The 22,378-nt window shown below is 58.7% G+C and carries 24 protein-coding genes and 1 pseudogene; 9 read left to right on the top strand and 16 right to left on the bottom strand.

Annotation, left to right across the window (positions count from 1 at the left end):
• A partial coding sequence (locus tag ACXJKO_RS19135; protein WP_457092669.1) for an efflux RND transporter permease subunit occupies window positions 1-1,464 on the bottom strand: 1,464 nt, incomplete at its 3' end.
• 22 nt (window positions 1,465-1,486) lie between these two features.
• Entirely contained in the window at window positions 1,487-2,632 is a 1,146-nt protein-coding gene (locus ACXJKO_RS19130) for an efflux RND transporter periplasmic adaptor subunit (protein WP_457092668.1), read from the bottom strand.
• Window positions 2,633-2,959: 327 nt separating this feature from the next.
• Here ACXJKO_RS19130 and ACXJKO_RS19125 point away from each other — a divergent pair, with 327 nt between their 5' ends.
• The gene (locus ACXJKO_RS19125) at window positions 2,960-4,339 is read left to right on the top strand and encodes an adenylate/guanylate cyclase domain-containing protein (protein WP_457092667.1); all 1,380 of its coding nucleotides are present in this window, start codon (window positions 2,960-2,962) and stop codon (window positions 4,337-4,339) included.
• 193 nt (window positions 4,340-4,532) lie between these two features.
• Window positions 4,533-4,949, top strand: a complete 417-nt coding sequence (locus ACXJKO_RS19120; RefSeq protein WP_457092666.1) for a hypothetical protein — start codon at window positions 4,533-4,535, stop codon at window positions 4,947-4,949.
• 93 nt (window positions 4,950-5,042) lie between these two features.
• Here the strand turns inward: ACXJKO_RS19120 and ACXJKO_RS19115 are convergent, their stop codons facing one another.
• Complete coding sequence (locus ACXJKO_RS19115; protein ID WP_457092665.1) at window positions 5,043-6,455, bottom strand: metallophosphoesterase; 1,413 nt, start codon at window positions 6,453-6,455, stop codon at window positions 5,043-5,045.
• 24 nt (window positions 6,456-6,479) lie between these two features.
• Window positions 6,480-6,989 (bottom strand): ribbon-helix-helix domain-containing protein, encoded by a 510-nt coding sequence (locus tag ACXJKO_RS19110; protein ID WP_457092664.1) that lies wholly within the window; start codon window positions 6,987-6,989, stop codon window positions 6,480-6,482.
• 1,498 nt (window positions 6,990-8,487) lie between these two features.
• Between ACXJKO_RS19110 and repC the strand changes: the two genes are divergently transcribed.
• Window positions 8,488-9,636: a plasmid replication protein RepC gene (gene repC, locus ACXJKO_RS19105; protein ID WP_457092663.1), complete on the top strand. Its 1,149-nt coding sequence runs from the start codon at window positions 8,488-8,490 to the stop codon at window positions 9,634-9,636.
• Window positions 9,637-10,265: 629 nt separating this feature from the next.
• Here the strand turns inward: repC and ACXJKO_RS19100 are convergent.
• The 8 genes from ACXJKO_RS19100 to ACXJKO_RS19065 form a co-directional block, all read right to left on the bottom strand.
• Window positions 10,266-11,420 (bottom strand): sensor histidine kinase, encoded by a 1,155-nt coding sequence (locus tag ACXJKO_RS19100; RefSeq protein ID WP_457092662.1) that lies wholly within the window; start codon window positions 11,418-11,420, stop codon window positions 10,266-10,268.
• Between the two features lie 82 nt (window positions 11,421-11,502).
• Window positions 11,503-11,880 (bottom strand): response regulator, encoded by a 378-nt coding sequence (locus ACXJKO_RS19095; RefSeq protein ID WP_457092661.1) that lies wholly within the window; start codon window positions 11,878-11,880, stop codon window positions 11,503-11,505.
• Window positions 11,881-12,102: 222 nt separating this feature from the next.
• Window positions 12,103-12,444, bottom strand: coding sequence for a cupin domain-containing protein (locus ACXJKO_RS19090; protein WP_457092660.1), 342 nt, complete (start codon window positions 12,442-12,444; stop codon window positions 12,103-12,105).
• 110 nt (window positions 12,445-12,554) lie between these two features.
• Window positions 12,555-13,031, bottom strand: a complete 477-nt coding sequence (locus tag ACXJKO_RS19085; protein WP_457092659.1) for a cupin domain-containing protein — start codon at window positions 13,029-13,031, stop codon at window positions 12,555-12,557.
• A 46-nt stretch (window positions 13,032-13,077) separates the two neighbouring features.
• Window positions 13,078-13,233 (bottom strand): hypothetical protein, encoded by a 156-nt coding sequence (locus ACXJKO_RS19080; RefSeq protein WP_457092658.1) that lies wholly within the window; start codon window positions 13,231-13,233, stop codon window positions 13,078-13,080.
• An 84-nt stretch (window positions 13,234-13,317) separates the two neighbouring features.
• Complete coding sequence (locus ACXJKO_RS19075; protein WP_457092657.1) at window positions 13,318-13,491, bottom strand: hypothetical protein; 174 nt, start codon at window positions 13,489-13,491, stop codon at window positions 13,318-13,320.
• Window positions 13,492-13,526: 35 nt separating this feature from the next.
• Window positions 13,527-13,697, bottom strand: coding sequence for a hypothetical protein (locus ACXJKO_RS19070; protein WP_457092656.1), 171 nt, complete (start codon window positions 13,695-13,697; stop codon window positions 13,527-13,529).
• A 276-nt stretch (window positions 13,698-13,973) separates the two neighbouring features.
• A complete protein-coding gene (locus ACXJKO_RS19065) occupies window positions 13,974-14,261 on the bottom strand; it encodes a hypothetical protein (protein ID WP_457092655.1) in 288 nt (95 codons plus the stop codon).
• Between the two features lie 655 nt (window positions 14,262-14,916).
• On the opposite strand from ACXJKO_RS19065, the gene ACXJKO_RS19060 reads away from it, so the two are divergent.
• Window positions 14,917-15,234, top strand: a complete 318-nt coding sequence (locus ACXJKO_RS19060; protein ID WP_457092654.1) for a hypothetical protein — start codon at window positions 14,917-14,919, stop codon at window positions 15,232-15,234.
• Window positions 15,235-15,345: 111 nt separating this feature from the next.
• Here the strand turns inward: ACXJKO_RS19060 and ACXJKO_RS19055 are convergent.
• Window positions 15,346-15,854: pseudogene (locus ACXJKO_RS19055) on the bottom strand (arsenate reductase ArsC).
• Window positions 15,855-15,936: 82 nt separating this feature from the next.
• Window positions 15,937-16,395 (bottom strand): YybH family protein, encoded by a 459-nt coding sequence (locus ACXJKO_RS19050; protein ID WP_457092653.1) that lies wholly within the window; start codon window positions 16,393-16,395, stop codon window positions 15,937-15,939.
• A 155-nt stretch (window positions 16,396-16,550) separates the two neighbouring features.
• Here ACXJKO_RS19050 and ACXJKO_RS19045 point away from each other — a divergent pair, with 155 nt between their 5' ends.
• Window positions 16,551-17,279: a sigma-70 family RNA polymerase sigma factor gene (locus tag ACXJKO_RS19045; RefSeq protein WP_457092652.1), complete on the top strand. Its 729-nt coding sequence runs from the start codon at window positions 16,551-16,553 to the stop codon at window positions 17,277-17,279.
• A gap of 71 nt (window positions 17,280-17,350) precedes the next feature.
• On the opposite strand, the gene ACXJKO_RS19040 is transcribed toward ACXJKO_RS19045, so the two are convergent.
• On the bottom strand, window positions 17,351-17,488 hold the full coding sequence (locus tag ACXJKO_RS19040) for a hypothetical protein (protein ID WP_457092651.1): 138 nt from the start codon (window positions 17,486-17,488) through the stop codon (window positions 17,351-17,353).
• Window positions 17,489-17,658: 170 nt separating this feature from the next.
• Between ACXJKO_RS19040 and ACXJKO_RS19035 the strand changes: the two genes are divergently transcribed.
• Complete coding sequence (locus ACXJKO_RS19035; protein ID WP_457092650.1) at window positions 17,659-18,258, top strand: DUF883 family protein; 600 nt, start codon at window positions 17,659-17,661, stop codon at window positions 18,256-18,258.
• Between the two features lie 398 nt (window positions 18,259-18,656).
• On the top strand, window positions 18,657-18,788 hold the full coding sequence (locus ACXJKO_RS19030; RefSeq protein WP_404291108.1) for a hypothetical protein: 132 nt from the start codon (window positions 18,657-18,659) through the stop codon (window positions 18,786-18,788).
• A 595-nt stretch (window positions 18,789-19,383) separates the two neighbouring features.
• On the opposite strand, the gene ACXJKO_RS19025 is transcribed toward ACXJKO_RS19030, so the two are convergent.
• A complete protein-coding gene (locus ACXJKO_RS19025) occupies window positions 19,384-19,866 on the bottom strand; it encodes a MucR family transcriptional regulator (RefSeq protein ID WP_457092649.1) in 483 nt (160 codons plus the stop codon).
• A gap of 349 nt (window positions 19,867-20,215) precedes the next feature.
• Between ACXJKO_RS19025 and ACXJKO_RS19020 the strand changes: the two genes are divergently transcribed.
• Together ACXJKO_RS19020 and ACXJKO_RS19015 are read left to right on the top strand one after the other, a co-directional pair.
• Entirely contained in the window at window positions 20,216-20,905 is a 690-nt protein-coding gene (locus tag ACXJKO_RS19020) for a site-2 protease family protein (protein WP_457092648.1), read from the top strand.
• Window positions 20,906-21,028: 123 nt separating this feature from the next.
• Window positions 21,029-22,138 (top strand): NAD(P)H-dependent flavin oxidoreductase, encoded by a 1,110-nt coding sequence (locus tag ACXJKO_RS19015; RefSeq protein WP_457092647.1) that lies wholly within the window; start codon window positions 21,029-21,031, stop codon window positions 22,136-22,138.
• The last annotated feature ends 240 nt before the right edge of the window (window positions 22,139-22,378 follow it).

Raw genomic sequence — 22,378 nt, 5'->3', positions numbered from 1 at the left:
GAGGGAGTTGAAGGCCGAGATCACCGTCGAGACCGCAATGGTGAGGGCGAACTGGCGATAGAATTGGCCCGAGATTCCGGGAATGAAGGCTGTTGGCACAAACACGGCGACGAGAACGAGCGCGATGGCGATCAGGGCGGCTCCAACCTCATCCATGGTCACATGGGCGGCGTCCCGCGGCGACATGCCGAGCGCGATGTTGCGCTCCACATTCTCCACCACGACAATGGCATCGTCAACGACGATGCCGATGGCGAGCACCATGCCGAACAGGGTGAGCGTATTGATCGAGAATCCGAAGGCCGCCATGAACGCGAAGGTGCCGATCAGGGAGACGGGGATCGCGACGATGGGAATGATGGCCGAACGCCAGCTCTGGAGAAACACGATCACCACGAACACGACGAGAGCCGTGGCCTCGAACAGCGTTTTATAGACTTCCTTGACGCTGTCGGCGATGAACTCGGTGGGATTGTAGACGATCTGATASGCGATCCCGAGCGGGAAATTGACTTTCAGCTGCTCCATCGTCTGGATGATCTGCTCCGATGCCGCAAGCGCATTGGTGCCGGGACGCTGGAAGATGCCGAGGGCAACCGCCGGCTTTCCATTGAGATAAGAATTCGTCACGTAATCCTGAGCACCAAGCTCGATGCGCGCAACATCCTGCAAGCGCACGAGACGGCCTTCCGGCGTCGCTTGGACGATGATCTGCCGGAACTGGCGCGGATCTTCGAACCGCCCTTGGGTGGTCACCGTGAGCTGGAAGGCCGCATCCGTCGGTGTCGGCTCCTGCCCGAGCGCGCCGCCCGAAACCTGGACGTTTTGCTCCTGGATCGCGCGCACCACTTCGCTCGATGTGAGGCCGTAGGAGGCGAGCTTTTCGGGATCGAGCCAGATGCGCAGCGAATACTGCCGCTCGCCGAAGATGATGACATCCCCCACCCCATCGAGCCGCAGAAGAATATCGCGCGCGTAGTTGCGGGCATAGTTCGACACATAGAGCTGATCGTATGAACCGTCCGGCGACAGCATATGCACGACCATCATCAGGTCGGGCGAACTCTTGAGCGTCGTCACGCCGAGACGCCTCACCTCCTCCGGCAGGCGGGGCGTTGCGATGGAAACCCGGTTCTGGACGAGCACCTGGGCCTTGTCGAGATCCGTTCCAAGCTTGAACGTGATGGTCAGCGCCATCGAGCCGTCGCCGGTGGAATAGGAGGACATGTAGAGCATGTCCTCGACGCCGTTGACCTGCTGCTCCAACGGCGTCGCCACGGTGGCCGCCACGGTCTGCGCATCGGCTCCCGGATAGCTTGCGCTCACCACCACGGTGGGTGGCGCGATGTCGGGATATTGCGCCACCGGCAGCGTCGTGTAGGCGATGCCGCCGATGATGAGGAAGAGAGCCGAAAGAACGGTCGCGAAAATCGGACGGTCGACGAAGAAATGGGCGAAGCGCATGGGGCGCCCTCCTCATGAGAGATCAACTGCCGTTTCGCTCCCGGGTCGGAGGCAACGTCGTCATCTGCGGCGTGATCGGCGCGCCGGGCCGGACGCGAACGAGACCGTTCACGACCACCGTTTCATTGCCCGTCAGGCCATCGCGGATTACGCGGTAACCATCGATCCTGGGGCCGATGCGCACGGGCTTGAGACTGACCACATTGTTCTCGCCGACCACGTAGACCACGCGCCGGTCCTGATCGCTGCCGATCGCTTCTTCAGGAAGCAGGATGCCCTTATAGGGATCGGATGCGCCCACCGTGACGCGGCCGAACAGGCCAGGCGTCAGGAACAGGTCCTTATTGTCGAAAATGGCGCGCAGGCGGATCGTGCCACTCGCGGCATCGAGCCTGTTGTCCACGAAATCGAGCTGCCCTTTCCGCTGCCCAAGACGCTCCTCCGTCAAGGTGAGAACAACTTCGTTCGACTCGCCTTCGACCGTGGTTCTCGTTCCTCCTTGAGACTGGCGCGAAAAGGAGAGGAAGGAACGCTCATCCACGTCGAAATAGAACTGGATCGGATCGAGGGAGAGCACATTCGTGAGGATCGTCTGGTTGGCATTGACCAGATTGCCTTCGGAGATGAGCTTGCGGGAAATCTTGCCCGACAAGGGCGACTTGATCTCGGTGAATTCCACATCGAGCTGGGCCTGCCGAAGCGCGGCCTGGGCCCGGTCCAGTTCGGCCTTAGCCGTCAGAAATGATTGCCGCCGCTGATCGAAGATTTGGTCGGTGATGTTGCCGGTCCGGCGCAGCTGCTCGGCGCGGCTCAGATCGCTCTGCGCGAATTCCAGGGCTACCTGTGAGGATGTGACGGCGGCTTGGGCCTGTTCGAGCGCATTCTTGTAAGGGCGCGGGTCGATAGTGAAGAGTAGGTCGCCCGCCTTGACGAAGGCTCCGTCCTGAAAATGAACCTTGTCGAGATAGCCCGAGACCCGGGCGCGAATATCGACCTGATTGATCGCCTCGAAGCGCCCGATGAAATCGGTCCGCTCGATGATTTCCTTCACGACGGGCTTGGCGACGGTCACGGGTGGGGGCGCCTGCGAAGGACCGCCTTGCGCAAAGCTTGAGGTCGCGGACGTTAGAACGGCACACAGGATAAACACGGACCGGAGAAAGCGCATGTGGGGCCTCTCAATCGGCAGGACCGAAATAAAACGACCGGTATTTGACGCATGACCCTTGGCGAGCCTGGCCCGAATTGTTCTGATCTTCTGGACGACCGACGAGCCGGCTCGGCAACACAAGAGATCCGCCTCCGACCGAGCCAGATCTCATCTTCTTCTCGCAGCCAGGCGCACCCTGGCTCTCCATTCCACCCTTTGAAGAATAGAGAGCAATTCGGTGCCAGTCACCTACCTCGTTTGGCTAAGCTTTCGAGCCTCCCTAGCCGCAGGAACAGGGCTATGCTCTAATCCTGCCTGGGCCAGCCAAGCATACAGGAGGCCGTCATGCGGCCAGACCTGCGCGCGGATAATCTGCTCCAAGAAACGGAGCCCTTCATCAACATTCCCAACCGTCCCCTGGAAGGCGACCTCGTTGCCGCCCTGATGCGGCGTCACGAGGTTGCGGCGGAGCGGCTGATCGGGTGGCTGCGCGTGGCGATCGGTGTTTGCGTCTTCGTGACAGTCATCGCCGCCGACCGTGTGCTGCTGTATCTGACGGGGGTATCGCTCGGCCTGTTCGAGCGCAATGCCTGGATCGCCTCGCTCGGTTTCCTGCTCGTCGGCGCGGTCAGCATCATGCTTGCCGAGCCTCAGCGCTGGCGCCATGGCTTCGCTTACCTGTTCATGGTGCTGGATGTCGGACTTGTGCTCGGTATCGCATATCTCGCCACCGAGGAGCGTGGGCTGCCCGGTAATGCCCTGCCATCCGCCCCCATCGCCTGGGCCATCCCGCTGGTTCTTGCCGTCGGCGCCTTGCGCTACGACGTGAAGGTGCAGCTGTCCGCCATTGGCCTCCTAGGCCTCGGCCTGATCGTGATCGCCGTCACCCTCAACCACCGCCTCGTCATGACCGATGCCGGGGATTTCCCGGAGTGGCACAGGCTCTTTTCGATGCCGATCAATGTGATGCGGTTCGAGTTGCTGATCCTCGCCGGAGCAGCCACGGCTTTCGGCATCGTCCGCTCGCGACGGCTCTTGTCATCTGCGGTCAAGGATTCGGTCGGGCGCGCCAGCCTTGCACGCTTTCTCCCGGCCGAGATCGCACCTCGGGTGGCTGCGGGCGATGTCGACCTGCGCAAGGGGCGGCGTCAGCGGGCCGTCATCGTCTTTGTCGATATCCGCAACTCGACCGGCATGGCCGAGGGCATGGACCCGGAGCGCCTGTCGCAATTCTTCACCGCCTTCAGAACACGCATCCTGAGCTGCGTGCGCGCGCATCACGGCTTCGTCGACAAGTTCATCGGCGATGGCGCGCTGATTCTGTTCGGGGTGCCGGACGAGGGCAGCGACGATCCAGGGCGCGCTCTCGCCTTTGCCCATGATCTCGTCCAGATCGTCGAGGCTTGGAACGCGACGCGGGAACTGCCTCATACGGTGCGCATCGGCATCGGAATCCATGTGGGCGAGGTCTTCTGCGGCATTGTCGGCGACGAGGAGCGGATGGAGTTCACCGTGCTGGGCGATGCGGTGAACGTCGCCTCGCGGCTGGAACAGGCCACGAAGCGCTATGGCGAGGTGATCCTGGCCTCCGGCCCCGTCGTCGAAGGCTCGCTGGAGCGCGCCGCGTGGCGGGAGATCGGCCGCGAGCCTCTTGCCGGACGCAAAGAACCGATCGCGATCTTCGCCCCCGCGGCTTCCCTGGCGATGGATAATGTCGGGAACTAGCCTCGCGCTGCTCCCAAACCAGGCATCATCGGCAGATATGGTGGAGCCAAGTCCTCCGTGATACGTTCCGCATTACGGATTGAGCCGATGGCCTGCAGGGCCATGTCCTTGTGGATGTGACCCACCCGCCGGCATTCGGACTGAGCTTTCCGACCGAGTTCGACACCGCCCAGCTTTGCAGGAGATCGACTCAATGACCAAGACAGTCACCTCTCTTTTCCATAGCGAGCTGCACGCCATTGCCGCCGCGAACCGCCTGGAACAGGCCGGCATATCGCGCGATCACATCGACATCTGGTCGACCCCGCACAACTTGGCTCCTCTCCTCGAAGACGACGGGCTGTCGCGGGCCGATGCTTATGCCTATGCCGAGGGCGTGACCCGCGGAGGCTCCGTGGTGATCGTGAAATGCGGTACCAACCATATCGACGAGGTCGTGAGCATTCTGGACCAAGAGGGTGTGCTGGATCTCGATGAGCAGCAGGCCGCCTGGCGCTCGGAGGGATGGCAGGGAGCAGCAGGCATGGCGGGCGTCGAGCCATCCGATGAAATGGCTCACGGCCGGGTTCGCATTCAAGACAGAACCACGGATCGCCCGGCGCAGGAGTAGCCGCCCTTCCCCAGCTCGGATCGAAGCCGAGGAGGCGCTCGAAGGGAGCCTATAAGCCCCAGGCCGGGCCTGAGAGCAGGACGTACTCGTCCGTCATCTGTTGCAGTAACAGCTGGTGTACGAAGATGGTGTCAAATGGCCGATGGCACAGGCATAAGCCGGCAGGGCTTTGGCCTGAATGTCGTCGGAGCTCACCGGATAAAAGCGACGGAAGGCATCGCGAGTTCGTTCATCCACCGCTCCCGTTCCCAGCAGAGCATCCGCGAGCCGTTTGACGGCACCAGCCGAGTAGGCCTGTTCGCCATAGGCCTGCGTGAAAACATATTCGCGTTGCCACTCGTCCGGAATCGTGGCTGAAGCCTGATCGAGATTGGACAGATACCATGTCGAAAAGTCCATCAGATTGCCCGTGTGCGTATCGTACTCGAATATATGGAAGCCGGGGTTGTTGCCAAAGATCGGGCTGATTGAAGGTGTGACCTTCTCGATTGCTACCGCAGCACCGGCATCCGTCACCAGACGATAGCTGTCCTGATGGGTGTGGCCGGAGAAACCCGCCTGAACGGTGGCCGCGTATTTCTGAAGCAGCATCACGAAGCCCGATGCGAAAGGCTCCTTGAGAAAGGGAGCGACTTGTGCCGGACAACTTGTGCCGGTCGGCGCATGGAGCGTTTCATAGGGATCGATGCCGACCGGAATGTGATGAACGAGCCAAATGCGCCGGCCCGCCGCCCGGGCATCTTCCAGCTGCCGTTCGAGCCAGGCCATCATCGCGTCGTCCGTCACATTGTCATCGGCGCCACAGCTGTCCTGATAATCGATCGACCACAGCACGTCGTTGACGACGAGGATCGTGACGTCCTTAAGCGTCGGATGGCGCATCGCGAAATAGCCGCCTGCCGTGAAGGTTTCCTGGAAATCCGATGCAAGGTGATCGGCCCCTGAAAGATCGCGAACCGTGTTGCTCAACGAGGCGAGGAAAGCACCGCCCGGCTCCAATTTATAATCGCCGCACTCGGAATCGTTATTGCCTAAAGCCACAAGAACAGGCCGGCCGGGCAGCGCCGCACGCAATGCATCGGCGACATAGATCGCGGTCTTGGCGGCAAGCTCTCGTATCGTGCCGGAATCCTGCGTTGTCCCGAGCACCTGCGCTGCGATTTCCTCGAAGCGATGGGCGAGCAAATCGCCGGATACGATGAGAAGATCGGCGTCTCGAGCATTCGCGGAAAGCGCGCCGAGCGCGGAGGCAAGCAAGGCTTGGTTCGTATCCTCTCCGTGGCCGGAGATTTTCTGCTCACTCATGGAAGCAAAGATGCTTGCCCATTCCTTCGGATCGGAGTTGGCAAGCCGGGGCGCGAGATCAGGCGTGGCAAAGGGATTGAAATGAATATCGGAGACGACGGCGATGGTTCCGGACGGCTCGGCTGCACGAAGCGGTAAACCGGCTACGGCATACCCAACCAGCACGAGCGCGCACAGAGACTGCCGAAAGCCATGAGCCATGCAAGCCTTTGCCTTTTCCCTACATCATGGCGCCGCCAGTTGCCGCTTGATCGCTTGCGTGATCCACTCGTCGCGGGAAACTCCACCCCGGCCCGCCGCCTGGTCCACCTGAGTGACGAGTTCCGGGGCCAGGGTCGTTTGCACGAGAACATCCACCTCGCCCGCATCTGAGGGCATGTAAGCCAAGCCTGTTACCTGCTGCGCGAACCGGCGAACCCGGTCCGTCTTCTGCTTGTCCGAGAGTGAATTGTCAGCTGCGACGAGCGGGCAGTATGCACCCACCAGATGATCGACGATGAGCGAAGGCTTCAGGCCGCTCTTGCGCAAATCGGCCATGAGCTCTCCAAGCCGATGGCTCGCGGTGGCATCGGTGGCGCCGGAATAGAGCCCGTCGAGCGAGGGAGCCTTGCCGGCGGTCGTCGCACCCGAAGTATCCGGACAGGTGAAAGCCGCAGCTTGGGTGGGCACAATGAGTGCGCCGCCAACCGAGCATGAAGCGATCAAAGCGACGAGCAAGGCGTGTCTGATGGTCATCATCCCCTCCGACAGCAACGCGGGCAGCGCAGTCGACGCACGAAACGTTCACAGGAAACCCAATACGGGTCAAACGCTAAGAGCCCTGCTCTTCAAAAGCGCTTTCTGGAACTGCGCTCTGAACCAAAGAGCTACTTCCGAGGAGCGCCGGCTCAGCTCTTTTCCAAGGTAAAAGAGAGCTGCCGTGCTTCGTATTACGTTTGAACATTCCCGCCTAAGATTCATGTGATGACAACAGCGACCGCGCAATCGCGTCCTTGGAGTTTGGCAGGTCATTTGGGGCAGGTCGTCCGGGACGCCCCTGCGAAACCAGTAGATTCCGGTCTTGGGATGCTTCCAGGGACGCGACATCGAAAGGCCATATGTACCGCCCGTCTGTACCAGTCGGGAAGCGATAAGCCTATGATCTATCGGTATTTCTTGCGGATCAACACCTTAGGGTGTTGTTGGTGCCCAGGAGAGGGCGTAAAGGATCGAGCTTATTCAAGCACTTAGGTAAACCTGGGGGAGGGCTTTCGGCCCGTATTTCCCCGCACCATCCCAAGCCCACTCCCCCAGCTTTTCCCAGAGCTACAGTCGCTTTCAAGCTGGGTGCTTGGCGTGTGAGAGCTACAGCGACCTTCGCCGCAGTCGAAAACTTGCTTGAGGCGAAACCCTATGCTGCCCGTTTTGCCATGGCTCGCCTCGAAGCTGGTTTGCAGGACCAAGGCGGCAATCTTTGGCTCTTTAGCCAGAGCATCGACGATTTACATGAGCGTGCCGGATCACAGCCGGTGACTCAAAGCGCAATAAGCAGCTTTTGAACCCCCCCTACAGTTACGAAGGGATTGTTAAGCGTAGTCATGGGGAAACGGGATGCAATACGATGCTCAATCACTTTCTATACAGCGCTTATTCGCAAAGCCACCCAGAGTGACTAGAAATCAGTTTGAGTCTTGATCAACATAAGGGCGTCAATTCGACTGCCACTTGACTGAAGCGACATAATACCTTGACTCGCTAAGACTCAGCTTTTCGGTGGAAATCACAAAGAAGATTAATCGGTTCTTACAGATCGACTCCACACGTAACACCGAATCGGTTCATCACTCAGATGTTGCGTTAGAGTGAGGTTCACAGCGTCCGTAAGCTTGAGACACCATCACCATCATTGCTTCCGAGAGGTCCATGGCAAGTGGGCTTCCGGAAGTTTGTTTTGTTGGCTCTCAGGGATATCAGTGATGAGGTCAACACCTTCGATAGAAGGTCCAGTTGGCCCTATCGAGCCGTGATCACTTATGACCCCGCAACACTCTTCGATCAGGAGAAGACCAACGTGAACTAAGGCTAGGTAAAGCAAAAGGCCCACGAAGCTGGAAACTCCGAGGGCCTTTGGAGTCACCGAGGGACGGCGACAGGATTCGTTTGGCGACAATCCTTATGCCATCCCAACAAGCTGTGTGTCAACAACATCGGTTTCGGTGAACGCTCCCGCTTTGCCCTCAACATGGAGGGTACGATGCAGCTTGCATCGTCAGGAGGTCGGCGGCTGAGACATGCTGCTTTGGCCGCGAGAAAGTTTGTGCTCGAAACTGAGCGCACGGTGACACGGAAGGAGCTTTCAGCCTCTGCTCGCGAGGCCGAGAAAGCGCTTCGTCTAAGTGCCACCCAACGTCTTGTTCTCGGGCAACTCGTTGCTTGCTGGGGTGAACAGACGATGGGAAGGCTCCTTGTTTGGCCTTCTAACCAGCGCCTTACGTCCTCAACCGGGCTATCAGAACGAGCTATCCGTAATGCCATCAAGGCAATGATTGACCTGCAACTGGTGATCCCAAATGACTCACCAAATGGTAAGCGCTATGCAGTCCGTGATGTATCGGGAAATGTCATCAATGCTTTTGGCTTCGATCTCACCCCACTCTTTGCACGGCGCAGTGAGTGGACGGCAGCCCTTGCTGCCCAAAAGCAACATAAAGAACTTCTGAAACGCACTTTCGATGAGGTCACAGTCTGTCGTCGCGCCACTGAAGAGGCGTTAAGCGCACTTGCTCAGCACTACCCAATTATGGACCGCAGTGAGTTGGAAAGTCGTTTCAACGTCCTGCGAGCCCGTACACCAAAGCGCTCTGGCAAGGCCATCCCTGCTGACCTTCTTCAGGCTTGGATGGAAGTCAGAAAACTGGCTGAAAATGCCTTCTATCAAGCAGGCTGTGACGGCACGACAAACCGACACATAGAAGCAGAGAACGAAGCTCCAAGAGTAACTTGTGACAACGGCAGACAGCCTAAAACTGTACCTGTCTCCTACAATGAGTTGCCGTCGCGTCCTCTGCTCCCTGCATTGGTCGTTGAAGCCTGTCCTGTGATTGCCAACTGGAGTCATCCAGTCAGAGATGCTGTCGATATAGTAGCCGCAGGACACTTCCTCAGAGCATCATTGGGGGCTCATCCTAGCGCCTGGGTGGAAGCGGTAGAGGGGATTGGCCCAATTCATGCTGCGGTCGCAGTAATCTACGTCCTACAGCTTTATGATGATGATGTCTCAAACGGTAAAAACAGCATCCGCAACGCGGGTGGCTACTTTCGGTCTGTCATTCGGCTAATCAAGGGTGGCCAACTCGATCTTGAGAACGCTTTGCTTACTCTGCGGAGGCGGAAGTTGGCTTAGGGGTATCTTAGTTTCATCTTCTATCAGAATCTGCTGTGAGATGCACTAGACCCTTGTAAGCACCTTCATACGGCCAACAGGCTCTCTCCAATTTGCCTATCGTTGGAACTCTGAAGCGGGTCCATGAATAGTCCTTTCATGCGCTCCAGTAGAATAAGCGTAGCAATTCCTCGTGGCCATTGCTCAATTTAGGTCCCTAAAACAGAAAGCAGTTCCGGACCCCACTCAGATCAACACCCTCCTCCAGGTCTACAGCAGACGCCCTGCAAACTGTTTGAAGGCAGGGTTATTCATTCTTTGTCCTGGTCATCGTCCTCGTCCAAGGCACGCAGCGCAGCTTGGTAAGCCTCCTCATCCTCGGTGCCGTCCAGAAGTTCGAGAACGGCCTCGATCCCTCCGTCGAAAACTGTTTGACGATTTGTGCCAGAGCCCAATGCGTCACGTTGATGGTCTCGCCACAATCAGCTTCCGCCTTACGACCTAAGAGCGAGGCAAGCATCTCATCCCTAGTAATGGGGGTGGGCTTTGCGACTTAGATATACTACCCTTCGAGGAACTACAGATTTCGCCGACCGGCGCTGGTGTCCGTCATCTCAATTTTCACGAGCCCCCCAGTGCAGGTCGATTAGCTAATAAGCTGGTACCAGCCGCTGTTCGATCATGGGGGCATCTATGCAGAAGCGCAGGCCCGCCCTGTCATAGTGGACCTCAACCTCGGCATTGCACTGCATGGGCAGAACCCGCTGGAGCAGCGTCGAGCCAAAGCCCTGATGCTGCGGCTCCTCCACGGGAGGACCGCCGAACTCTCGCCATTGCAGATGCAGCTTCCTGGCCCCAGCGATCTCATTCACCTTCCACCGGACCTGGACGTATCCAGCCGGAACTGACAGAGCCCCGTAGCGGACGGCGTTGGTGGTCAGTTCGTGGAGGGCCATGCCGACCGGCACCGCCAGATCAGCCGATAACTCGACGGGTGGCCCGATGAGCATGAAGCGAGGCTGCCTGCTCTCGGCAAACGGCTTAAGTTCGTTGAGGGCGATCTCGCGCAGCGGTGCCGTCTGCCAGTAATCTTCGGTCAGCAGGTTGTGGGTCTTTGCTAGGGAGGTGATGCGCTTCGAGAACGAGCGGTAGAAGTCGTCGAAGCTGCCCGTAGACCGGCCTGTAGCCCCAACCAGCGCCTGAACAGTCGCCAAGGTGTTCTTCACCCGGTGGTGAAGCTCGCGAACCAGCAAAGCTTGACGTTGCTCGATCTGGCGAGCCGCTTCCAACTGCTCATCCCGCTCGGCAACCGCGCGGCGCAGTTCCAGGTACGACATGACCTGTCGCGAGAGAAGCGTGAGGGTAGACGCCTGCTCCTCAGTGAGATCACGAGGCTTGTGATCGAGGACACACAAGGCTCCTAAGGGCACCCCATCGGGTGTTCGTAGCACCGCCCCAGCGTAGAARCGCAGATTCGGCTCCTCTGTTACCAGAGGGTTGCGGGCAAAACGGGGGTCGTCCGTGAGGTCAGTAACGATGGTCAGCCCCGGCAGAAGCATGGCACTGAGGCAGATTGAGCGATCCAGTGGGGTTTCGCGCACTCCAAGCCCCACCTCGGCCTTGAACCACTGCCTGCGCTCGTCGATGAGGCTGATCATGGCAACAGGGGTCTGGCAGGCACGCGCAGCAAGCTGCACCAAATCGTTGAACGCGGACTCTGGCGGCGTGTCGAGAACCCGGTAGCTGCGCAGGGCTGCGAGCCGGTCACTCTCCGTCCAGGCAGGAAGCAATTTGTTGTTCAACACGAAGCAGTTACCGTTGAGACCACTCGTGGGAACGCGCTTAATCTATGTTAGTTCGAGCGAAGCGGCTGATTTCCCCTGCAATTTAGTGGCAGCCGATTAGAAGCTGCTGGAAGGCTTCGACCAGGACGGCGGATGGGACCGGCTTCTCAATCCAACTCACATGATGAAACTCTGACAGAAGCTGGCGGTCCTCATGATGTCCTGAATAGATTAGGAAGGGCACTTCACGGCRGCTAAGCTCCAGAGCAACCTCGTGGCAGGGTCCATCCTTCAGCGTCGCATCGAGAATGGCCGTGTCGGGCGTCCCGCTCCGGAGCCATTCCAGGGCAGCGTCACAGGTGGTGAAGGGGCCTRCCACTTCATAGCCTGCATCCTGCAAATCATCCTGGAGATTCAGCGCAATCAGGGCCTCATCCTCCAGGATGAGGACAAGCGGTCTTCCGTTAGCCTGTTTGGTCATCCGATAAGCCTTCGCCCATCCAGCTTGAATCTATCCTGAACATGCGAGCTTGACGATGACCTATATTACGTTAGCCGCCATCCCCCGGACCTCCCGCCCTTGCTGCGAGGGCTCACGGTTATTCAGGGTGGGAGGGGTTAAGCCTCGAAGGTCCAGTGAACTGGACCTCCCCACCTAGACAAATTCAGGCAGTCTCCCTGCCCCACCAAATCAGCAGTGCCGCTAAGTCTGCTCCCGCGCATGCACTTGAGCGGGAGGAGCCGTTGCTTCGACGGCGGTGAACGTCTCCAGAATGCGGTAGGTATGCTCGGCCCCTGCGGGCACCACCCACGAGTCGCCGGGCTCCAGCCGCACGGTCTGCCCCTCGATCTCCAGTTCAGCCCTGCCTGCAATCACAAACCCGACCACCTCATACTCATGCCTGTGTTTGGGTTTGTCCTGCGAGGGCTCCTCGTCGCGCCAGAGCCGCATCGACACACGCTTGCCGGACGCGAGGTAGACCTCGCCTTGTTCGCCGGTCGGTGAGTGAGCACTGCTTACCTTTGTGACTGTCGTGTCGATCATCGTGCCCCTCCACATTGCACGCCGCCTCGGTACGACGAGCATTGTCACTTTATTCCGCAGAGACCTCCGACACTGGTGCATAGACGCAGCAATAGGTCTTTGGCCTTCTCCTAGTTGCTTGGCCCCTTGGGAGGCCCTTCGACCCAGTTCACATCCCACGGTCCGTCAACCGTGATGAAGAGCAGGGTTCCCTCATCAGGTTTGGTCCATGCCTCATGGATCAGCTTGCTCGGCACATAGTTAAATGCCCCAGGCCCAAGTTCCTCCCGACTGCCATTATGATCCATGATGAAGGTGCCTGAGACGACGGTGTGGGTCTCATTGGCCGTGTGCCAGTGCTTGGGCACATGGAAGTTCTGCGGCACCCGGATCATCAGCTTCGTCGCGCCAGTCTTCTGATCCACATGCAGGATTGTTATCTCGGGCGAGCCAATGCCAAGCTCCGGCACGATCTTATCCCACTTCATGTCCTGAGACTTCAGGTAGATCGGGTGATCAGAGGAAGAGCCTTGGATTTGTCCCGTCGTCTGGGCTGAGACTGGACCGAGGGCGGTGAGCATAAGCAAGGCAGAAAGGAGTCCTCGCATCGCAGCCTCCATCACAGATTGGCGGACGATCTCTTGAAGCACACTCTCACAGCAGGATTATGGCCTGCCCTGGCAACGGCTCCCCGATGCTTGTCGCCCAGGAGCATTGCGGGTCGTAACGGTCGAAACCACCCGGATCGACGGCATAACTCACTTTTCTGGCAGAAGCAGCAGCGCAGGCAGCTTCTGCTGCTTGGGCCATGACAAACCCTCCTGCGCAGAATGGGCCATACAACCAACCCGCTCAGATCAGGCAAGTTTCGCAGAGGCTTGCAGGCCTGACTGATTAGGAGAGTAGCCTCAGCCACCCGTGGCTGTCGGTTTTGCGCCGCTTCTGCGCAGGCGCAGCGGCAGGCTTTTCAGTGATGATCCAATGCCCCTGACGCCACTCCCACCGGATGCGGCCCAGGCCGATATCAGTGACACAGCAGGGCACGGTGTTCGAGGTGATCTCAGGCATACACAGCCCCTCCGTGCTCGCGCATGGGTCTCGGATCAGTCGCCGTCAGAGGTTTGGTCCGGTGCCGGAATATCGCTATCGCCATAGCCACGCCGCCCGTGGAGTTTGACCTTCGTGCCCGATGCGGAACGGTCTTCCAGCATCTGCACGACTTTCCAGACCGAGTTTACGACCCTCTGGATCGGGCTAAGCGGCGTCTTGCTCACGATTGGCTTGCCTCCCCTATAGGTTTGTCCGTCTGCGGGTAAAATACCAGATCGCAGCAGCGATCACGATGACCAGCAGAACAACCCACCACCAATCAGCAATCCCGCCCGCAGGCGCTGCTGTCGCATCGCCAGGGGCGTTGCTGGGGTCGTCTGAGCCAGGGCCAGTGAGGATGAGAGTACAAGCAGGGCAGTACCTGCGGGTGAGGCGGATAAAACATGGCGCATGTGCTCCTCCAGGTTTCCCTCTCAAGTAAACGTCGGAAGGTCACAAAACTACTGACGGAATGTCATCCGATCCATCAGATGCTGTAGCTCACTCAGCGTCTGAACATAGGGATTACGCTCCCGCTGGTAGCGCTCTGCAAGTTGGGCAGCGAACCGCATCTTGATGGCCTCGGGGCCTGCCCATCCCTGAAGCTGCTTCTGGTCACTTTGATAGCGAACTTCGATATCCGCCAGTGCCGCCAGGGCGGACTGAAGCTGGGGCAGCAGGTCGGCTGGATACCAGGGGCATTGCATCGACGAGGCAGACGCCTGTCGCGCAATAGAGGTACGCGGCATCGAACACCCTCCCTCATCTCCGAATGGAGGGAGCATAGCAGCATTCGGGTCAGAGGTAACTCGGATATTGAATGAGGGAGCGAGAGGGATCAGTTCTTTGGGGTTTTGACCGTTGGCTCTTCTGCGAGGAAACTGGAGAGGATTCCTGAGCCTCATGATCAACTCGCCATGATCATCACAGCGAGCAGGCTTTTTGATGACGATGAGGGCTCGGACCATCTGAGTCATCAAGAGGCCCTTGCCGATTCTTCAGCATCAAAGCAGCGATCACTCTCAGGCATCTTCACGCTGACAACGGACATATCCCTGCCACTGGGGACGGCGTATAATTCCATAAGATAAGGAGGGCCTGATGTTCAGAAGAATCAAGTCTTACGTTTCTTTTGAGAATGAAGCGCTCGTTGTTGTTACTCTGGCATTCCTGTTCTGCGGGGCAGTGATCTTGGGATTCATGTAGTGCTCTCCCAAACCTTGGTCGCACTGCTCCTGATAGCTGCTGTTGTGGTGTTCTACGTGCTCGTGATCAGGTCTGGGTAGTGGGAAAGCCCGGATATCGTCAAGATTGCGATGATATCGCCGATCTGGTGGAGTGCGCCCGAACAATGAATAATCAGTTGCCCGCGCTGTCGTAGTGCAAAGTCTCCGGAGGTAGCCCATGGCTTATGTCATGCTCCAGTATGATCGCCCGACCGACATACCGAACTGGAACCACTACAACCGGCACGTTCAGGACTGGATCACTCAGCTTCTACACATGCCTGGAGCCGTATCCTTTATAGCCTATCGTGTCGCTCATCAGGAAAGCCCCGACACGTTCACCATGCTGGAGTTCCGCACCATGGAGGAGGCTCGGCAAGCCGCAACTTCTGAGCCGATGAAGCATGTTCTTGATGAGTTGCAATCCGTTGGTGCGGTGGCCAAGGTGCTGCTGGTTGAGCGGTCGCCGTTCACGCCCGAGCCTCTCTTGGCCTGAACTCCAGAATTCAAAAATCGGGCTCAGCCACACCAGTTTGAAGAAGTCGCCTTGCGCTTCTCAGCCTCACCATACCTTAACGTTGATGCAGGTCAGTTCCACTTGATGGAGTCATGCCTGCTCCTTCCAAAGGCCAATGGCCTGAAGCCGGGTGCCAATTCCGAACCGATCAAGAGTTGCCAACGGCAGGTGGAGGAACGTGCCGATCCGGTTCTTCAGAAACTGGAAGGCGTGAACAAAGGCTTGCTCCCGGTCGGCATCTGACCCTTCGACAGCGGCAGGGTCCTCGATGCTCCAATGTGCGATTGAGGGATGTCCCAGCCAGACCGGGCAGGCTTCACCAGATGCGCTGTCGCAGACGGTGAGCACAAAGTCCATGACAGGGGCACCTGGAGCCGCGAACTCGTCCCAGCTTTTCGAGCGGTATCCATCTCTGTCGGGTAGCCATGGTCTCCGAGTACCTTCAGGGTCAGTGGGTTGACCGTGCCCTTCGGCTTGCTGCCTGCCGAGTAGGCCATGAAGTGCCCCTCGCCATCCTTGCGCAAGATGCCTTCTGCCAGGATCGAGCGAGCAGAGTTGCCGGTGCAGAGGAACAGGACATTGTAGGTTCGCTCGGTCATGGGTGACCTCCCCGTGACAGACATTTCAAATCGGCCCGTGCTCCAAAGCGCCAAGCCCCTTCGGTCGGCTGACGTGTTGTTCCTATAAAGCAGGCGGGTGGTCCTGTTTGGTGCCGAAGGAGCGTGCAGGTGTACCTGGGAATAGGGATACGTGCGTATGCTGGGCCACCCACTCCTCGCCAACAGCCTGTCGCCCGAGCACTACCGTCGCTCGTCCGGGCCGATCAAACGCTTTGCCGTCCTCGCTGTAGCCGGTGGACTCGAACACCGCCATGCCGACTGCCGTAAGCCGGTCGCCCGACACGATGATGCGCAGATCGTCAAGGTGCCAGCGGAACTGGTCGATCTGGCCCCAGACGTGACGCCACTGCTCTTGTTCGGTGGCCTCCCGTCCAATAGTGAAGGCCGTGAAGGTGCCAAAGGTGATGATGTCTTCGGCAAAGAGCGGGCGCGACCCAGCGAAATCCACCGTCTGGATGCAGAGTTGGAGCTTCTGGAACCAGCGACGGATCAGGGCGACATCATCATATTGTTCAGCCATAACAGCCTCCATGGACCGAGGCTTGTAGACCGGATGGTGCTCCTGCGTCAGCAGTGGGTCAAGCGGTCCGCAGAATCCAGTTCCATGAGCGAATGGGCTGGCTGACAGGCAATCGTAGGTGTATGGTGAAGCTGTAGCCAAGGTGGAGCCAAGCCATGGCACGAAGCGCTCACCGACACCCACCTCTGCAAGGCACGGCCTACAACCGGCCTGCGTGGCACCGGCTGAGGCGCTTGCGGCATCTGCATCCGCTGTCCCACGAGCGACAGGTTGCTCTTATCCGCAGAACCCGCCGCGCCCGCCCAGCCGCGCGTTCATTCACCCCCTGCTCTGTTGAGACGGTCCTGCGAAACCAGATGCTGGCTCTGCTGCCGAACCTGCGGGCGTTCGCCTTCTCCCTGACCAGCGACCCCGCCAGGGTTGATGATCTGGTGCAGGACACCTTCCTTCGTGCTTGGGCCAACATCGACCGCTTTGAGCGCGGCAGCAATCTTGGCGCATGGCTGTTCACGATCCTGCGCCATGCCTTCTATACCGAGTACCGTAAGCGCAGACATGAGGTCGAGGACCCAATCGGCGTTCATGCGGCTCGCCTCATGGTCGTCCCTGAGCAGGAAACGACCCTTGCGTTGACCGAGCTTCGTTTGGCTCTGGCTCATCTGCCCCGCAGCCACCGCGAGGCTCTTCTGCTGGTGGGTGCAGAGGGCATGACCTACGAGCAGGTGGCGATACTCCAGGGTGTTGCAGTGGGCACCATCAAGAGCCGGGTCAACCGCGCCCGTCAGCAGCTTACAGGGTTGTTGCAGATGAAGAGCCGCCACGAGATCGGCCCCGATCAAGTGATGCAGGCTGCGGTGCAGGAGCCGACGGCCATGCTCTTTTAGATCAGGAGCCTGATCCAGCCACTACCCTTTGGTTGAGGACCAGAGATGTTCAGATCGCCGAGAGCTTGAGGCTAACCGTGGCGGTTGGCGTAGCGGCGCTTCTTGGTGAGCGTCTTTTGCCCTTTGAGAGTCTTGGCCGGAGCAACTATCTCCCTGTAGCGACGGGTGTGCTTCTTGAACGACGGTCGCATGCGCGATTTACCGSCCACGGGGTTCTCCCTTTCAGTCAATGACGATGAAACCACACTGGGCCGAATGAGAACACCTCATCCCGAATAGGTACACAGCCCTCTGGAGCGGAACGGGCCTCAAAGCCTTGGTGTTATTTCTGGATTGCAGGTTGCTTACAAACCTGTCCTGAGTGCCCTGGAGGGCTCCTATGGTGAACGCATCCGGTATCAGCAGCCAACCCACTCCTGACAGGGAGGAGGGCAAGTCTCCAGAGTGTCCCCCGGACAGCAAGCTGCCCGAGAACTCACAGGAGAACCTCGATGCACGGCTCGACCATGCCATCGGGGAGACCTTCCCCACGAGTGATCCAGTTTCTGTGACCATCACCAAAGGTCCGGGGCCTGATCGTACTGATCCGGAAGCCCGTGCCTCATCAGGGGATAACCAACAGAGCCAACCGGAGCAGGATACTGCCGAGCACCTTCTGGATCAGGTCCGGGACGCCCTGCACGATGTTGCCGATCAAGCGTCGGGAACAGCCCGAGACGCATACAGCCAAGGCAAGCGCTATGTCCGCCAAGCGGGTAAACGCTATCCCGAGGCTGAGCGCTACTACCAGGAAGGTCGTCAGGCGCTACGCCAACGGGTGACAGAGAACCCATGGCCTTTTCTTCTCGCAGCGAGCGCGGTCGGGTACGTGCTGGCTTGGATGATCCACGGCGAGCGCCGTGACCGGAATCATCGGGTACCCGGCTATGCCAAAACCCGAACGAGCTATGTTCCCTATGATGATACGAGGTCCAGCTAACGATTGCTCATCCGGCTGATCCGCAAACTGAATAGCAACGGGCACAGTCCATCCTGGTCGGCCATGGATTATTGATGGATTCTTACAAGTGTATGGGGGTGAACCCTGCTCGTGCTCATAAGAGGGCAAGCTATGTCACAGACCTCCTCGGAAATGTCGGACCCTACCCCCAGGACGCATTCCGCAACGAGCGGAGCTAAGCGCCGCCGAGAGCATTTGCGGCATGTCCACCGCATGACCCACGAACAGCAGATGGCTTTGATCGAGGAAGCTCGCGCGGCCCGCTCGCGGGAACAGGATCAGAGCCAATAGGCCAGCGTGGCAACGATCTCTGTAATATGCTCTTGGAGCGGTCGGCTGACCGCATCACGTCGAGTAAACCGTTGGAGGACTATGCCATGGCACACCGCGAACAGCATGGTAACCGCGAGACCAAAAAGCCCAAGAAAGATAAAGGCAGCACGAAAATGCAGCCCAGCCAGTGGGCCGTCAGCGAAGTGGTTGAAGCAAAAGCCAGTTCCAAGCACTAGGGGCATGGTCCCGCACCAGAACCGTAACGGCCCCGCTATCGCGTTTTCTGCCGATCCCAACAAATTACTGTGGGGGGCTCTCTTTCGTGTCTCTCAACCGGCTGTGCGGGCTAAGGCCCGATAATGGTCGGCCTTTTCTTTTCAGCCATGCTGAAACTCTGGGCTCAATGTGGCCTTAGCTCTGGATAGGCCGTTCGAGATGGGCTTTGCCCGTCACTCGGGCAGCCAATCAAGAGATGGAGGACACCATGTGTCACTATCGAGGATCATATATGTCGGAGGACAGAGCAAAGGCCGAGGCGGATCGCCAGAGGGAGCTTGAGGCCAAGCGCAGTGAGGCCGTTGATAAACTGAGGCATGAGGCTGACGCAGCGGCTCAGAAAGCGGCGCCCACACCAGCAAAAGAGGCTGTTCCAGCAAAGTAGTTGTCGGCCCTGCGCGAAGCGATCTGGGCATGTTCAACATACCGTCCCGTGGCTTTTGATTACGGATAAAAGATTGTACAAGTGCCAGAGAAAACCCGGTGCTGGGTAGCACCGGGTTTGCAGGAATTCGTCTGAGCAGCGATGGCTAACCCACATATTGCTGGGATGAGCTAGGCTGCCTTTTTCGTGCGACGCCCCCTAGCGGGAGCAGCATCATTGGCAGCAGCTTCCACTGGAGCCTTGCTCTTCTTACGCTGCTGGCCGAGCCCCATTGTCTTGGCAAGCTCGGAGCGAGCCTTGGCGTAGTTTGGCGCAACCATAGGGTAGTCAGCAGGCAGGTTCCACTTGGCCCGATACTGCTCCGGTGTCATGTCGTAGGTGGTGCGCAGATGGCGCTTCAACGATTTGAACTTCTTCCCATCCTCCAGACAAATGATTGCATCCGGACTGACGGATTTCTTGACCGAAACCGCAGGCACCAACTCAGCCTTGGGCTCCTCGTTCTGAACCTGTGCCGTCTTCGTGAGGGCTGCATAGACGGATTGGAGCAACGACGGCAGGTCTGCGGCGGGAACGGAGTTGTTGCTGACGTAAGCGGAAACAATGTCAGCAGCGAGTTCGATGTAGTTGGGAGAGGTTGCGCTCTCATTCATTGTTTTTTGTCCTCGGCCACACGGGAACTGGTTTGGGGCGTGAATAGAACAAGATGATGTTCCGGCAGGATCAGCAGGAACGGCCCGTGCAGCACAATCAATACCTGTGATCTGCGCCGCAGCTAAGCCCTCCGGCACAGGTTTGCAAGATCATTCCCTGAACACTCCCTAATAATTCAACCAACAATCGTTTACATTACCAATAAGTTGCCTGAATGAACGCAATCCGTCGAGAAGTGTATTGCAGCATCTCAGAGGCAAATTCCAATACCATGAAAATTCGACAGCCGAACGCTCCATGGGTGGAAAGAAATTGATCGGTTATCACTGACACGATGAGGAACGCTGCTTGAACCTTCCAGATACCATCTATACCGCATCGACTTGGATTGTGCCGATCCTCATCGCCATCACGTTCCATGAAGCAGCACATGCGTTCGCGGCCTGGAGGTTGGGGGACGATACGGCGCATCGTCTTGGCCGCGTCACCTTCAATCCGCTGAAGCATGTGGACCCGTTTGGGACGATCCTGCTCCCTGCCTTGCTCTTCCTGACCAAGGCTCCTTTTCTCTTCGGGTGGGCCAAACCTGTGCCGGTGGCATTCCAGCGCTTAGGCAAGCCGCGTCGCGACATGGCGATTGTCGCCATGGCCGGACCGCTGACGAATGTGGTGCTCGCCGCCGTGTCAGCCGCTCTGATCCGTGTTGCATGGCTGCTGCCAGAAGCCATGGCCCCCTGGTGGGTTCAGACCCTCTCCCAGTCGATCCTGCTGAACCTGATCTTGGCGATCTTCAACATGTTTCCCATCCCGCCTCTAGACGGCAGTCGCGTGGTCATGAGCCTTCTGCCCAAGGCTCTGGCGCGGCCATACGCAAAGCTGGAGCGTTTCGGCTTCCTCATCCTCCTCGGGATCATCTTCCTTCTGCCGATGCTTGGCCGACAGATCGGCACAGACCTAAACCTGTTCCGATGGGCTGTTGCGATCCCGCTTGCATGGCTATTGCCGATCTTTCGGGGCATCGCTGGAGCACCGCAGTAGCGGGCACGGACACTTGGCGGTGTAGACTTAGCGGCCCACAATCTTCTCATTGAACTCGTAACGCGACCGGCATTCGCCTTGTTGTTTACGTGATTATAGGCGAGCCGCTGTAAGGAGCAGATCATGTGGCCAGACCGTCGCATTCAAGACCTCTTCGGAATTGAGTTGCCAATCATCCAAGCCCCAATGGCCGGATCGGTTGGGTCCGAGATGGTGATCGCGGTGTCTGAGGCTGGTGGACTGGGCTCGCTGCCCTGCGCGATGCTCAGCCCGGACCAGATGCGGGCCGAGATCGGGATCATCCGCCAGCGGACCTCCCGGTCCATCAACCTCAACTTCTTCTGTCATCAGCCGTCACAGGCCGATGCGGCTCGCGAGGCTGCCTGGAAGCGGCGTCTGGAGGGATACTACCTCGAACTCGGACTTGATCCCCAAGCGCCCGTTCCCGGTGCCGCCCGTGCCCCCTTCGACAGCACCATGTGCGAGCTTGTGGAGGAGTTCGCGCCCGAGGTCGTCAGCTTTCACTTCGGCCTGCCTGAGCGTGATCTGCTGGAGCGGGTCAGGGGGACCGGCGCGAAGATCGTCTCCTCTGCAACGACGGTGGATGAGGCACTGTGGCTGGAGGATCAAGGTTGCGACGCCATCATTGCTCAGGGCTACGAAGCTGGTGGGCATCGTGGTATCTTCCTGACCCAGGACATCGCCACCCAGGCAGGCACGATGGCGCTGGTGCCGCAAATTGTCGATGCCGTGAAGGTGCCGGTGATCGCCGCAGGCGGCATTGCCGATGCTCGGGGCATCGTCGCCGCCTTCGCACTCGGAGCGGCAGCGGTTCAGATCGGAACCGCCTACCTATTCTGCCCGGAGGCGAAGATCAGTGCGCGGCATCGCGAAGCTCTTGAGAGCGCCAAGGACAATGACACAGTTCTCACGAACGTGTTCACCGGTCGGCCTGCGCGTGGGATCGTCAACCGCATCGTCCGTGAGGTTGGCCCGATGTCGGACCTTGCGCCGGAATTTCCACTTGCGGCGGGAGCAGTGGCTCCCCTGCGAGCCAAAGCAGAGGCAGCAGGATCGGGAGACTTCTCGCCCCTGTGGTCAGGGCAGGCTGCGGTTCTCAGTCGAGAAGTACCGGCTGGGGGTCTGACCCGGCAGCTTGGTGCAGAAGCTCTTGCTCACCTGTCGCGGATCGCCTCTGTGAGTTCATCTCGGTCTGGCCGAGAGCGACTCTGAGCCGGGTCGATTCTGCAAAATGAGGTCAAAAAGAACCCGGCTGCTTTTGCAAGCGCCGGGATCGAGGAATGTGCATCTCGTAAGTCTTAGACCCGTCGCACAAGGGGAATGCGGGAATATGACGGGTCCGCATGTGTTGATAATCCGAGAGCACCCAACAGGTTCCCGAATTTGCTGAGCTTTATTAGTAAGTGCTTCTCCACGTATTCTTAGCTTGGACCGGGAATCATGCTCTCACAG

Source organism: Microvirga sp. P5_D2, from assembly GCF_054049475.1.
The sequence above is the reverse complement of the archived record's forward strand: the minus strand, read 5'-3'. Positions and strand labels throughout refer to the sequence as shown.